Annotated in this window: 12 protein-coding genes; 9 read left to right on the forward strand and 3 right to left on the reverse strand. The window is 71.2% G+C overall.

The genetic code is table 11. The features are described 5' to 3' along the window. Window positions 1-10: 10 nt before the first annotated feature. The gene (locus tag C7S10_RS06570) at window positions 11-1,198 is read right to left on the reverse strand and encodes a S1C family serine protease (protein WP_108343609.1); all 1,188 of its coding nucleotides are present in this window, start codon (window positions 1,196-1,198) and stop codon (window positions 11-13) included. A gap of 112 nt (window positions 1,199-1,310) precedes the next feature. Then, complete coding sequence (locus C7S10_RS06575; protein ID WP_108343610.1) at window positions 1,311-2,621, reverse strand: citrate synthase; 1,311 nt, start codon at window positions 2,619-2,621, stop codon at window positions 1,311-1,313. A 299-nt stretch (window positions 2,622-2,920) separates the two neighbouring features. On the opposite strand from C7S10_RS06575, the gene rplM reads away from it, so the two are divergent. The 5 genes from rplM to C7S10_RS22015 all read left to right on the forward strand — a co-directional run bounded on the left by rplM (window position 2,921) and on the right by C7S10_RS22015 (window position 7,382). After that, window positions 2,921-3,364: a 50S ribosomal protein L13 gene (gene rplM / locus C7S10_RS06580; protein ID WP_108343611.1), complete on the forward strand. Its 444-nt coding sequence runs from the start codon at window positions 2,921-2,923 to the stop codon at window positions 3,362-3,364. A gap of 16 nt (window positions 3,365-3,380) precedes the next feature. Beyond that, window positions 3,381-3,887, forward strand: coding sequence for a 30S ribosomal protein S9 (gene rpsI / locus C7S10_RS06585; RefSeq protein WP_108343612.1), 507 nt, complete (start codon window positions 3,381-3,383; stop codon window positions 3,885-3,887). A gap of 10 nt (window positions 3,888-3,897) precedes the next feature. Next, window positions 3,898-5,244, forward strand: a complete 1,347-nt coding sequence (gene glmM / locus C7S10_RS06590; RefSeq protein WP_108343613.1) for a phosphoglucosamine mutase — start codon at window positions 3,898-3,900, stop codon at window positions 5,242-5,244. Between the two features lie 41 nt (window positions 5,245-5,285). Next, complete coding sequence (locus C7S10_RS06595; RefSeq protein ID WP_108343614.1) at window positions 5,286-6,281, forward strand: GNAT family N-acetyltransferase; 996 nt, start codon at window positions 5,286-5,288, stop codon at window positions 6,279-6,281. Window positions 6,282-6,428: 147 nt separating this feature from the next. After that, on the forward strand, window positions 6,429-7,382 hold the full coding sequence (locus C7S10_RS22015) for a hypothetical protein (RefSeq protein WP_133176447.1): 954 nt from the start codon (window positions 6,429-6,431) through the stop codon (window positions 7,380-7,382). Between the two features lie 42 nt (window positions 7,383-7,424). Here C7S10_RS22015 and coaA read toward each other — a convergent pair whose 3' ends face one another. Then, window positions 7,425-8,393, reverse strand: a complete 969-nt coding sequence (gene coaA, locus C7S10_RS06605; RefSeq protein WP_108343616.1) for a type I pantothenate kinase — start codon at window positions 8,391-8,393, stop codon at window positions 7,425-7,427. Between the two features lie 65 nt (window positions 8,394-8,458). Between coaA and glmS the strand changes: the two genes are divergently transcribed. The 4 genes from glmS (at window position 8,459) to C7S10_RS06625 (ending at window position 12,727) form a co-directional block, all read left to right on the forward strand. Then, entirely contained in the window at window positions 8,459-10,315 is a 1,857-nt protein-coding gene (glmS, locus tag C7S10_RS06610; RefSeq protein ID WP_108343617.1) for a glutamine--fructose-6-phosphate transaminase (isomerizing), read from the forward strand. Between the two features lie 20 nt (window positions 10,316-10,335). After that, window positions 10,336-10,689, forward strand: a complete 354-nt coding sequence (locus tag C7S10_RS06615; protein WP_108343618.1) for a holo-ACP synthase — start codon at window positions 10,336-10,338, stop codon at window positions 10,687-10,689. 82 nt (window positions 10,690-10,771) lie between these two features. Next, a complete protein-coding gene (locus C7S10_RS22480) occupies window positions 10,772-11,350 on the forward strand; it encodes a LysM peptidoglycan-binding domain-containing protein (protein WP_207769261.1) in 579 nt (192 codons plus the stop codon). Beyond that, window positions 11,351-12,727: an NAD(P)H-hydrate epimerase gene (locus C7S10_RS06625; protein ID WP_108343619.1), complete on the forward strand. Its 1,377-nt coding sequence runs from the start codon at window positions 11,351-11,353 to the stop codon at window positions 12,725-12,727. Window positions 12,728-12,742: the final 15 nt, after the last annotated feature.

Genomic DNA, 12,742 nt, shown 5'->3' on the forward strand with positions numbered 1-12,742 from the left:
ATGCTGCGACTCACTCTGCGTCGGAGTCAAGCACGAAGTCCCCCGTCTTGGTGTCGCCGCCCTGGGTCCAGGTCACGGTCACGGAGTCGCCGGGCCGGTAGGAGCGGATGGTGGCGACCAGGGAGTCGGCGTCGGTGATGCGCGCGTCGTCGATCTTGGTGATCACGTCGCCGGCGGCCAGTCCGCCCTTGTCGGCGGTCGATCCTGCGGTGACCTCGCTGACCACGGCACCCGCGGACTCGCCCGTCTTGGGGTTGCCGACCTTGAGCCCGAGGCGGGCGTGGGTCGGCGTCTCGCCGGCGCTCATCTGGTCGACGATCGGCATCACCTCGTCGATCGGGATCGCGAAGCCCAGCCCGATCGAGCCCGACTCCGACTGCCCGCCGAAGCCCGACTGGGAGGCTGCCGTACGGATCGAGGAGTTGATGCCCACGACCGCACCGGTCATGTCGACGAGCGGGCCGCCGCTGTTGCCGGGGTTGATGGCCGCGTCGGTCTGGATGGCGGGGTACGTCGTCGCGTTGCCGGCGTCGTCCGTGCCGACGTTGACCGGCCGGTCCAGCGCGCTGACGATGCCGCTGGTGACGGTCGCGTCGAGCCCGAAGGGCGAGCCGACCGCCACGACCTGCTGGCCGACGTTGAGGTTCTCGGACTTGCCGATGGACGCGGCGGTGAGGTCGCTGACGCCGTCCGCCTTGATCACCGCGGTGTCGGTGAGCGGGTCGGTGCCGAGGATGGTGGCGTCGGCGCTGGTGCCGTCGGCGAAGTCGACGGTGATCTTGCCGCTGTCGCCGGCCACCTCGACCACGTGGTTGTTGGTCAGGATCGTGCCGTCGCCGGTGAGGATGATGCCGGAGCCGGACCCGGCCCCCTCCTGCCCGACCACGTCGATCTTCACGACGCTGGGCAGCACCTTGGTCGCGACGGCCTCGACCGACCCCTCGGCAGCGGGGGTCTGCGTCTGCGCGACGGGCGAGGCGTCGGCGGAGGCGGGTGCGGTCGCGCTCGGGGAGTCGTCGTGCGTCGCGTCCCACGCGGCCGCCCCGCCCAGGCCGGCCCCGCCGCCCACGACGAGGGAGGTCGCGACCACGGCGGCGGCCAGGCCGGCGCGCCGCTTCTTCTTCGGCGGCTCCTCCGTCTGGGAAGCCATCGGGGTGGTCGGGGGCGGGCCGTAGCTGTCGGGGCCGTAGGTGCTCATGCTCTCGAGGTTGCCGCGCCAGGCTGTGAGGCACCTGAGCGCAGCTGAAGGGAAGATGAAGAAACGCACCCGCCCCCTCGAGCGAGGGGACGGGTGCGTCAGGGCCGGTCGGTCAGCGCCAGCGCTGCGCGGCGGGCGTGAACGTCAGCTCGCGGTCGCCGGTGTAGATCTGCTTCGGACGGGCGATCTTCTGGTCCTTGTCCTGGATCAGCTCGGACCACTGGGCGAGCCAGCCGGGCGTGCGCCCGATCGCGAACATGACCGTGAACATCTCCGGCGGGAACTGGAAGGCCTCGTAGATCAGGCCGGAGTAGAAATCGACGTTGGGGTAGAGCTTGCGCTTGATGAAGTACTCGTCCTCGAGCGCGATCTTCTCCAGCTCCTTGGCGATCTCGAGGAGCGGGTTGACCCCGGTGACCTCGAAGACGTCGTCGCAGGCCTTCTTGATGATCGTGGCGCGCGGGTCGAAGTTCTTGTAGACCCGGTGGCCGAAGCCCATGAGCTTCTCGTTGCCGGCCTTCACGCCCTCGATGAAGGAGGGGATGTTCTCCTTCTTGCCGATGCGGCGCAGCATCCGCAGCACGGCCTCGTTGGCGCCACCGTGCAGCGGGCCGTAGAGGGCGCCGACGCCGGCGGCGACCGCAGAGTAGGGGTCGACCTGGCTGGAGCCCACGGAGCGCACGGCGTTGGTCGAGCAGTTCTGCTCGTGGTCGGCGTGCAGGATGAACAGCACGTCGAGCGCCTTGACCAGGCGCGGGTCGGCCTCGAACTTCTGCTCGCTCATCTTGAAGAGCATCGAGAGGAAGTTGGCGGTGTAGCCGAGGTCGTTGTCGGGGTAGATGAACGGCTTGCCCTGCGCGTGCCGGAACGACCAGGCGCCCAGGGTCGGCATCTTGGCGATCATCCGGACCATCTGCATGTGCCGGTTGTCGGCGTCGCTGATGTTGCGGGCGTCGGGGTAGAAGGTCGACAGCGCGCCGACCGAGGCCATCAGCATGCCCATCGGGTGGGCGTCGTAGCGGAAGCCCTCCATGAAGGACTTCACGTTCTCGTGCACGAACGTGTGGTAGGTGATCTCGTGCACCCAGGCGTCGTACTCCGCCCTGGACGGCAGCGAGCCGTTGATCAGGAGGTAGGCCACCTCGAGGAAGTTGGAGGACTCCGCGAGCTGCTCGATCGGGTAGCCGCGGTATTCCAGGATGCCCTTGTCGCCGTCGATGTAGGTGACCGCGCTGCGGCACGAGGCGGTGTTGACGAACCCGGGGTCGTAGGTGGCCAGGCCGGGCAGGTCGTCGCTGGTGCGAATCTGGCCGAGGTCCTTGGCGTTGATCGTCCCATCGGTGATGGGGATGTCGTACTCCTGGCCGGTGCGGTTGTCGCGGACGGTCAGGGAGTCCGTGGAGTTGGCCGGTGCGTCGGTCACGTCGGCTCCTAGAGGCGATGAGTCAGTTGTCCCTCCAACCTATCCGCGACCCTCGCGCGGGTGCCAATGGCCCCCCGCCATGTGGAACGGCCACGCCGTCGGCCCCCGGTGCCGTTTTGACCCCCTCGCTGCCGCGCGCGTAACCTTGCTGGTTGCGACTCCTGCCGCGCCCCGGTCCCGCACGGACCGAGGGTGCAGACCCGGACGACGATGAGCCGGGCAGTGTTCGTCAGAAGCCGCAGCACCATCCGGTCGGGACACCTCCCGACCGGCACTACGAACGAGAACGGGATACAGCCGTGCGCACGTACAGCCCCAAGCCCGCTGACATCCAGCGACAGTGGCTCGTCATCGACGCCACCGACGTGGTCCTCGGACGCCTCGCCGTCCAGACCGCCAACCTCCTCCGCGGCAAGCACAAGGCGACCTTCGCTCCTCACATGGACATGGGCGACTTCGTGATCATCATCAACGCCGACAAGGTCGCCCTGTCCGGCAACAAGAAGGTCACCAAGCTGGCCTACCGCCACTCGGGCTACCCCGGTGGTCTCTCCGCGACGCCGTTCGGTGAGCTCCTCGAGAAGGACGCCCGCAAGGCCATCGAGACCGCTGTGTGGGGAATGCTCCCCAAGAACAAGCTCGGTCGCCAGGTGCTGAAGAAGCTCAAGGTCTACGCCGGCCCGGAGCACCCGCACGTGGCCCAGCAGGCCATCCCGTTCGAGATCTCCCAGGTCTCCCAGTAAGCGCAAGGACTGAACAGTGACTGAGAACATCGAGAGCACCGAGGTCGAGGAGACCTACGAGACCGACGCCGACGGCGTCGCCTACAGCTCGGAGAGCGCCCCGTCCGCCGACGCCCCGCTGCGTCCCGCGACCATCGCGCCCGGCGCGGCCACCGGCCGCCGCAAGGAGGCCGTCGCCCGCGTCCGCCTCGTCCCGGGCACCGGCGAGTGGACCGTCAACGGCCGCACGCTCGACAGCTACTTCCCCAACAAGCTGCACCAGCAGATCGTCAACGAGCCCTTCGTGGCGCTGCAGCTCGAGGGCCGCTTCGACGTCGTCGCCCGCATCCACGGCGGCGGCATCGCCGGTCAGGCCGGCGCCCTGCGCCTCGGCGTGGCCCGCTCGCTCAACGGCATCGACGTCGAGGCCAACCGCGCCGAGCTCAAGAAGGCCGGTCTGCTCACGCGTGACGCCCGCGCCGTCGAGCGCAAGAAGGCCGGTCTCAAGAAGGCCCGCAAGGCGTCGCAGTTCAGCAAGCGCTGACCTGCCACACATGGGTCGCCTCTTCGGCACGGACGGGGTCCGGGGTCTGGCAAACGTCGCTTTGACGGCGGAGCTGGCCCTGGACCTTTCCGTTGCTGCAGCACACGTCCTGGCCGACCGCGGCGACTTCGCGGGGCACCGCCCCGTCGCCGTGGTCGGCCGGGACACCCGCATCTCCGGGCAGTTCCTCGAGGCCGCCGTCGTGGCGGGCCTCGCGTCGGCCGGTGTCGACGTGCTGCTGCTCGGCGTGCTGCCCACGCCGGGCGTCGCCTACCTCACCGGCTCGCTCGGCGCCGACCTCGGCGTGATGCTGTCGGCCTCGCACAACCCGATGCCCGACAACGGCATCAAGTTCCTGGCCCGGGGCGGCCACAAGCTCGACGACGCGATCGAGGTCGCGATCGAGCAGCGCATGCGCGAGGAGTGGCAGCGACCGACCGGCGGTGCCGTCGGTCGCGTGTCGCCGTACGCCGATGCCGTCAGCGACTACGCCGCCCACCTCGTCGCCTCCACGACCCTGCCGCTCGACGGCCTCAAGGTCGTGCTCGACTGCGCCGAGGGTGCCGCCTTCGAGGCCGGCCCCAAGGCGCTGCGCGACGCCGGCGCCGAGGTGATCGCGATCCACGCCGATCCCGACGGCCTCAACATCAACGACGACTGCGGCTCGACCCACCTGGGGTCGCTGCAGCGTGCGGTCCTCGAGCACGGCGCCGACGCGGGCTTCGGCCTCGACGGCGACTCCGACCGCTGCCTGGCCGTCGACCACGAGGGCAACGTCGTCGACGGCGACCAGATCCTCGCCGTCCTCGCGCTCGCCCTGCGCGACCAGGGCCTGCTGGTCAAGGACACCGTGGTCGCGACCGTGATGAGCAACCTCGGCTTCGTCCGCGCCCTCAGGTCCGCCGGGGTCGGAGTCCGCCAGACCAAGGTCGGCGACCGCTACGTCCTCGAGGCGATGAAGGTCTCCGGCTACTCCCTCGGTGGCGAGCAGTCGGGTCACGTCATCCTCTCCGACTACGCCACGACCGGCGACGGCATCCTGACCGCGCTCAAGGTGCTCGAGCGGATGGCCGCGACCGGCCAGTCGCTCCAGGCCCTGGCCGGGGTGATGACCCGCCTGCCGCAGGTGCTCGTCAACGTCCCCGACGTCGACAAGGCCCGGGCCGACGACGACGCCGTCCTCGCCGCCGCCGTCGCCGAGGAGGAGGCCGCGCTCGGCGAGACCGGCCGGATCCTCCTGCGTCCCTCCGGCACCGAGGCGCTCGTCCGCGTCATGGTCGAGGCGCCGACCTCGGAGATCGCCAACGACGTCGCCCACCGCCTCGCCGGCGTGGTGAAGGCGCAGCTCGCCCTCTAATCGGGGTGCCCCGGCGCCCCACCCTGCCTAGCCTCGGGCGGGTGAGCATCGAGATCCGCCCTGTCGACCCGCACGACGAGTCCGCCCTGCGGTCGTGGTGGGAGGTCGGACGGTCGGCCACCGCCGTACGCCCCGGCAAGCCGTGGCCGCTGTGGGAGCAGAGCCGGGTCTCGCTGCCCGCCGACAACCCCGAGCGCGGCATCGACCTCCTGGTCGCGGCCGACGGCGATGACGTCGTCGGGTCGGGGCTCCTGACCCGGACGTTGAAGGACAACCCGCACACGGCGATGGCCTTCGCCTACGTCGAGCCCGGCCGCGAGCGGGAGGGGATCGGGCGCGCCGTGGTGGGCGGGCTGGAGGCGATCGCGCTGGCGGACGGCCGCACGACGATCCAGAGCGAGGCCTACCTCCCGCCCGGCGGCACGGCCGCGGCCGAGCACTTCGCCGCGGCCCTCGGCTACGCCGTCGCGAGCCGCGAGACGATCAAGGAGCTGACGCTGGCCGACTACGCCGCGCGGCGCGAGAGCCTCGTCGCCGAGGCCGGGGACGCGGCCGGCTACCGCGTCGTCACCTTCGACACCGTCTGCCCGGACGAGCACCTCGTGTCCTTCGGCCGGCTGCTCGGGATGCTGATGGACGAGGTGCCGCTCGGCGACCTCGACCTCGAGTCGTCGGAGTGGACCCCGGACCGTCTGCGGGCGGCCGAGCAGCGCCAGGTCGCGACCGGTCGGCACGTGCAGACCGCGCTCGCGATCGCCGCCGACGGCTCGGTGGTGGGCGTCTCCGACGTCCGGGTCGACGACACCGACCACGAGCACGCGCAGGTGGGCATCACCCTCGTCGACCCGGCCCATCGCGGTCACCGGCTGGGGCTGCTGCTCAAGCTCGCCACCCACGACCTCGTGCGATCGACGTACCCCTCCCTGCTCACCGTCGACACCTCCAACGCCGAGGTCAACCAGCACATGAACGCCGTGAACGAGGCCCTCGGCTACCGCCACCTCGAGACCCTGCTGGAGCTGCAGAAGCGCCTCTGACGTCATGGCGGGTGGTCGCCCGAACGACCAGCGCCCATGACGTTGCAAGGGCCCAACGGTCTCCACAACTCCGATCGCCGTCGTGGTCGTCCACAGGCGGATGTGATGGGCGCTCCGGACGTCAGTGGAGGCGCTCAACCTGTCGTCATGGGCGACCAGGGGAACCGACATTCAGTGGCCGAACGCAACCGCATCCTCACCGAGGTGCTGGCCCTCGCCGCAGGTCAGGGCGACGTGGTGTCGAGGCGTCAGGCGTACGACGCCGGCATGACCCGCGGGGAGGTGAGGGCCCAGATCCGTGCGCGACGCTGGCAACGGGTGTGGACCCGCTCGCTCTGCGTCCACACCGGTGCTATCTCCGAGCTGGGGAGGCAGTGGGCCGCGGTCTTCGAAGGCGGGAGTCGTGCATTGCTGGATGGTGAGAGCGCGTTGATCGCATCAGGGCTCGAGCGCTACGCGGCATCCGCGCAGCGCGTCTCCGTCCCGCGCGGCGTCAAGCCCCTCACCGGTCAGGGCCTCCGGATCCGTCGGACGAGACGTCTGCATCCCTCGGACCGTGCGCCCGGAGGAGTTCCCCGGACGAAGGTGGAGGTGGCGGCGGTTCGCGCCGCTCTCTGGGCGGTCAGTGACAAGCAGGCCGCGCTCGTGGTGACGATGACGGTCCAGCAGGGGCTGTCGACCGCAGACCGCATCGGCGAGGCGCTGCTCGCGGTCCGCCGGGACAAGCGCCGGGCCTTCCTGCACGACGTGGTGCTGGACATGCTGGGTGGCGCCCGCTCGCTGGGTGAGCTCGACTTCGCGCGAGCCTGCCGACGTCGGGGCCTGCCCGAGCCCACGCGGCAGGCTGTCCGTCGGGGCGGGGACGGCCGCTACTACCTCGACGTGTGGTGGGAGCCGTGGCACCTGGTGGTCGAGATCGACGGCATCCACCACGCGTGGGTCGACAACGTGGTGTCCGACGCCCTGCGTCACAACGAGGTGGCGATCAGCGGCGACACCGTGCTTCGTCTGCCCCTGCTCGGGCTCCGGGTCGCCGAGGACGCCTTCTTCGAGCAGATCGAGAGGGCCTTGGCGGACGCGGGTTGGCGAGCCGCAGCATGACGTCATGGCGGGTGGTCGTCGGGGCGACCACCCGCCATGACGTCAGAGCTTGCGCAGCCGCACGTAGCGCACGGAGTGGTCGGCGTCCTTGCGGAGCACCAGGGTCGCGCGGCCGCGGGTGGGGGCGATGTTCTCGACCAGGTTGGGCCCGTTGATGGTGTCCCAGATGTGCGTGGCCGTGTCGACTGCCTCGTCGTGGGTGAGGGCGGCGTACTTCGAGAAGTACGACGCCGGGTCGACGAACGCCGTCTCGCGCAGGCGCAGGAAGCGGTCGACGTACCACCGCTTGATGTCGCTCAGCGCGGCGTCGACGTAGACGGAGAAGTCGAAGAAGTCGCTGACCGCGAGCCCGGTGCGCCCGTCGTCGCGGATGCGCGCCGGCTGCAGGACGTTGAGTCCCTCGATGATCACGATGTCGGGCCGCTTGACCACGACCTTCTGCTCCGGCACGACGTCGTAGACCAGGTGGGAGTAGGTCGGTGCCTCGACCTCGTCGCGCCCCGACTTGATGTCGACGACGAACTTCAGCAGCGCCTTGCGGTCGTAGGACTCCGGGAAGCCCTTGCGCTGCAGGAGCCCGCGGCGCTCGAGCTCGGCGTTGGGGTAGAGGAAGCCGTCGGTGGTCACCAGCGCGACGTTGGGGTGCTCGGGCCAGTGGGCGAGCATCTGCTGCAGCAGTCGGGCCGTCGTCGACTTGCCCACGGCCACCGACCCGGCGAGACCGATCACGAACGGCGTCCGCGGCGGCTGCTGGCGCTGGAGGAACTCCTCCTGCTCACGGTGCAGACGGCTCGCCGCCTCGACGTACTTCGACAGCAGCCGCGACAACGGCAGGTAGACCTGCTCCACCTCGTGCAGGTCCAGTGCGTCGCCGAGGCCTCGCAGCTGCCGCACCTCGTCGGGGGTCAGTGGGCTGCGGGTCTCGCTGGCGAGTGCGGCCCAGGCGCTGCGGTCGAGCTCCACGTAGGGGGAGGACTCGCTCGCGACGACCAGCCCTGCGGCGTCCGACATGTCGAGGATTCTTGCACCGGGCGTACGGCGAAGGGCCAGCGGTGCGCCCGCGTAGACTCCGGCCCATGTGCGGAATCGTGGGTTATGTCGGTGAGAAGCAGGCGCAGGACGTCGTGATCGAGGGGCTGCGTCGTCTGGAGTACCGCGGCTACGACTCCGCCGGGATCGCGCTCGTCGACACCGCCGCCGGCGCCGGCACCATCGCCTCCGACAAGCGGGCCGGCAAGCTCGCCAACCTCGAGAAGGCCATCGGCGAGGCCCCGCTCCCGCCCGCCACGACCGGCATCGGCCACACCCGCTGGGCCACCCACGGCGCCCCCAACGACGTCAACGCCCACCCCCACCTCGGACAGGTACGCCGCGTGGCGGTCGTGCACAACGGCATCCTGGAGAACTTCGCGGTGCTGCGGGCCGAGCTGGAGGCCGCCGGCCACGAGCTGACCTCCGAGACCGACACCGAGGTGGCCGCCCACCTGCTCGAGAACGAGGTGCGGGCGGGCGCCGACCTCACCACCGCGATGCAGCGCGTGTGCCAGCGGCTCGAGGGCGCCTTCACCCTGGTGGCCGTCGACGCCGAGGACCCGTCGCGCGTCGTCGCCGCCCGCCGCAACTCGCCGCTGGTCGTGGGTCTCGGCGAGGGCGAGAACTTCATCGGCTCCGACGTCGCCGCCTTCATCGAGCACACCCGCGAGGCGCTCGAGCTCGGCCAGGACGAGGTCGTCACCATCACCCGTGAGGGCGTCGAGGTCACCGGCTTCGACGGCAGCCCGGCGGAGGGCAAGCGCTACCACGTCGACTGGGACCTCTCGGCCGCCGAGAAGGACGGCTACGACTGGTTCATGCGGAAGGAGATCTTCGAGCAGCCGCGCGCGGTCGCCGACGCGATGCTGGGTCGCCACGACGGCACCGGCAAGCTCCAGCTCGACGAGGTCCGGCTCTCCGAGGACGAGCTGCGCACGGTCGACAAGATCATCATCGTCGGCTGCGGGACGGCCAACTACGCCGGTCTCGTCGCGAAGTACGCCATCGAGCACTGGACCCGCATCCCGTGCGAGGTCGAGCTGGCCCACGAGTTCCGCTACCGCGACCCGATCCTGACGCGCGACACCCTCGTCGTCGCGATGAGCCAGTCGGGGGAGACGGCCGACACCCTGATGGCGATCCGGCATGCCCGTCTCCAGGGCTCGCGCGTCCTCGCGATCTGCAACACCAACGGCTCCACGATCCCGCGCGAGTCCGACGCCGTCATCTACACCCACGCCGGCCCCGAGATCGGCGTCGCCTCGACCAAGGGCTTCCTCACGCAGCTGATCGCGTGCTACCTCCTCGGCCTCTACCTCGCGCAGGTCCGCGGGACGAAGTTCGGCGACGAGATCTCCCAGGTGCTCGACGAGCTGGCCAAGATGCCCGACCACGTCCAGACGGTGCTCGACCAGTCGCAGGCGATCTACGACCTGGCGGCGCAGCACGCGGAGACCCGCTCCGTGCTGTTCCTCGGTCGCCACGCCGGCTTCCCGATCGCCCTCGAGGGGGCGCTCAAGCTCAAGGAGCTCGCCTACATCCACGCGGAGGGCTTCGCCGCCGGCGAGCTCAAGCACGGCCCGATCGCGCTGATCGAGGAGGGCCTGCCCGTCTTCTGCGTCGTGCCGCCCGAGGGGCGCGACGAGCTGCACTCCAAGATGGTGAGCGCGATCCAGGAGATCCGCGCCCGCGGCGCCCACACCATCGTGCTCGCGGAGGAGGGCGACGAGTCGATCACCGCGTACGCCGATGACCTGATCCGGCTCCCGAAGGTGCCCACCCTCCTGCAGCCGGTCGTGGCGGTCGTGCCGCTCCAGCTCTTCGCCTGCGAGCTCGCGACCCGGATGGGTCACGACGTCGACCAGCCGCGCAACCTCGCCAAGTCCGTCACCGTCGAGTAGACCTCCCGAGAGGAGCAGCCGTGCCCGTCGTCGGTGTCGGCATCGACGTCGTCGACGTCGCCCGGTTCGGTGAGTCGCTGGAGCGCACCCCCGCCCTGCGGGACCGGCTGTTCACCCCGTCCGAGGCCACCCGACCGCTGGCCTCGCTCGCGGCACGCTTCGCCGCGAAGGAGGCGATCGCGAAGGCCCTGGGCGCGCCCGTCGGCCTGGCGTGGCACGACGCCGAGATCGTCTCGGAGGAGAGCGGCCGGCCGCGCTTCGAGCTGCGGGGGACGGTCGCGGCGCGGGCCGAGTCGCTCGGTGCCGTCCACGTGCACGTCTCGCTGTCGCACGACGCCGGGATCGCCTCGGCCGTCGTGGTGCTCGAGGGGTAGAGGGACTAGCGTTCGAGACGCCGTCGCCGACGGTCCGAAGCGGTGTCACTCGGGTGACGTCCACCAAGCAGAGGCAGGGATCATGGGTTTTCTGGACAACGTCAAGGATGCGCTGAAGGACGCGGCGTCGAAGGGCGACGACGCGAAGAAGGTCGACACCCCGACCGCCGAGGAGCCCGCCACGACCGCGCCGCCGACGATCCCCGCGTCGGTCGACACGACCACGGACGAGACCTCCGCCGAGACCAGCAGCGAGACCACCAGCGAGACCACCAGCGAGCCCCCGGCCGCCCCCACCGTCGGCCCCGTGCAGCCCGCCGACTCCGTGGTTCCCGACGCGCTCGACGAGCAGGCCGACGAGAAGGCCGACGAGAAGGCCGGGCAGAAGGCGGCCCACCGGGCCGAGCGCCAGGAGGAGCGTCGCGAGACCCGCCAGGAGGCCCGGCAGGAGGCTCGCCACGAAGCGCGGCAGGACGCCCGCGAGGAGGCGCGCGAGGCGAAGGCGACGAAGTTCGAGACCTACACGGTCAGGGCGGGCGACTCGCTCTCCGGGATCGGCGCCCGTTTCGGGGTCTCGTACGAGGAGATCGCACGGCTCAACAAGATCGACGACCCCGACCTGATCTTCCCGGGCCAGGTGTTCCGGATCCCGACGAGCTGAATGCGCTCCGCCCACACCGTCGGCCAGGTGCGTGACGCCGAGGCCGACCTGATGCGTGACCTGCCCGACGGTGCGCTGATGCAGCGCGCGGCCGCAGGGCTGGCCTCCGCGGTGATCGACCTCCTCGGCGGCGGCTACGGCCGCCGGGTGCTGCTCCTCGTCGGGTCGGGGGACAACGGCGGCGATGCGCTGTTCGCGGGCGCGTTGCTCCGACGGCGGGGAGTCGGCGTCGAGGCGCTCCTGCTCGGGTCGAGCGCCCACGAGGCAGGTCTGGCCGCGCTCCTCACGAGCGGTGGCAGCGTGGTCGAATCCGTCGCCGACGTCGACCGTGCGACGGACGTGGTCGTGGACGCGATCGTGGGCATCGGCGGACGCCCCGGACTGAAGCCCGAGGCGGCCGGGGCGGTGGCGGCCCTCGAGGGGATCCCCGTCGTCGCCGTCGACGTGCCGTCCGGCGTCGGCGTCGACACCGGCGAGGTCGACGGACCACACGTCCACGCCGACCTGACGGTCACGTTCGGCACCCACAAGGTCGCGCACCTCGTCGACCCAGCCGCGCAGGCCAGTGGGGCGGTGCACCTCGTCGACATCGGGCTCGACCTGCCCGAGGCCGCCGTCGAGGCGCTCCAGCCCGCCGACGTCGCCGCGCTCGTCCCGCGCCCGGGTGGCGACGCCCAGAAGTACTCCCGAGGCGTCGTCGGCGTCCGGGCCGGCAGCGAGACCTACCCGGGGGCCGCGCTGCTCTGCGTCGCCGGGGCGTCGTGCGGGCTGGTCGGGATGGTGCGCTACGTCGGCCACGCCGCCGACGCCGTGCGGTCGACGCACCCGGAGGTGGTCGGCGACGGGCGGGTGCAGGCGTGGGTCGTCGGTCCGGGCGGGGGAGACGAGGCCGGCGAGGCGCTGGCCGCGGCGCTGGCCGACTCCGTGCCGGTCGTGGTCGACGCGGACGCGCTGTCCCACGTCGGCGCGCCCCTCGCCGTACCCGCCGTGCTCACGCCCCACGCCGGCGAGCTCGCGGCGATGCTCGGCGCGGACCGCACGGAGATCGAGGCGCGACCGCTCCACTTCGCCAGGCGAGCCGCCGAGGCGTACGACACCGTCGTGCTGCTGAAGGGGCGTCGCACGCTCGTCGCACGACCGGACGGACGCGTGCGTGTGACCACGACCGGGGTGCCGTGGCTGGCGACCGCCGGAGCGGGTGACGTGCTGGCCGGCCTGGTCGGGGCGCTGCTCGCCGCGGGACTCTCGCCGTGGGACGCGGCCTCGGTCGGGTCGTGGCTGCACGGCGCCGCCGCGACCGAGGCGTCGGCCGGCGGCCCGATCGTCGCGCGAGACGTGGCCCACGCTCTGGGTGGCGTGCTGCGGTCCCTGATCTGAGGGGTGGAAGAATCC

The organism is Nocardioides currus (assembly GCF_003057875.1).
In the GTDB taxonomy this organism is placed as follows: domain Bacteria; phylum Actinomycetota; class Actinomycetes; order Propionibacteriales; family Nocardioidaceae; genus Nocardioides; species Nocardioides currus.

Excerpts from the sequence above, each read along its gene's own strand:
- glmS (WP_108343617.1), top strand. The coding sequence starts at position 8,459 with ATGTGCGGAATCGTGGGTTATGTCGGTGAGAAGCAGGCGCAGGACGTC.
- C7S10_RS06570 (WP_108343609.1), bottom strand. The coding sequence starts at position 1,198 with ATGAGCACCTACGGCCCCGACAGCTACGGCCCGCCCCCGACCACCCCG.
- C7S10_RS06625 (WP_108343619.1), top strand. The coding sequence starts at position 11,351 with ATGCGCTCCGCCCACACCGTCGGCCAGGTGCGTGACGCCGAGGCCGAC.
- glmM (WP_108343613.1), top strand. The coding sequence starts at position 3,898 with ATGGGTCGCCTCTTCGGCACGGACGGGGTCCGGGGTCTGGCAAACGTC.
- C7S10_RS22015 (WP_133176447.1), top strand. The coding sequence starts at position 6,429 with ATGGGCGACCAGGGGAACCGACATTCAGTGGCCGAACGCAACCGCATC.
- C7S10_RS22480 (WP_207769261.1), top strand. The coding sequence starts at position 10,772 with ATGGGTTTTCTGGACAACGTCAAGGATGCGCTGAAGGACGCGGCGTCG.
- coaA (WP_108343616.1), bottom strand. The coding sequence starts at position 8,393 with ATGTCGGACGCCGCAGGGCTGGTCGTCGCGAGCGAGTCCTCCCCCTAC.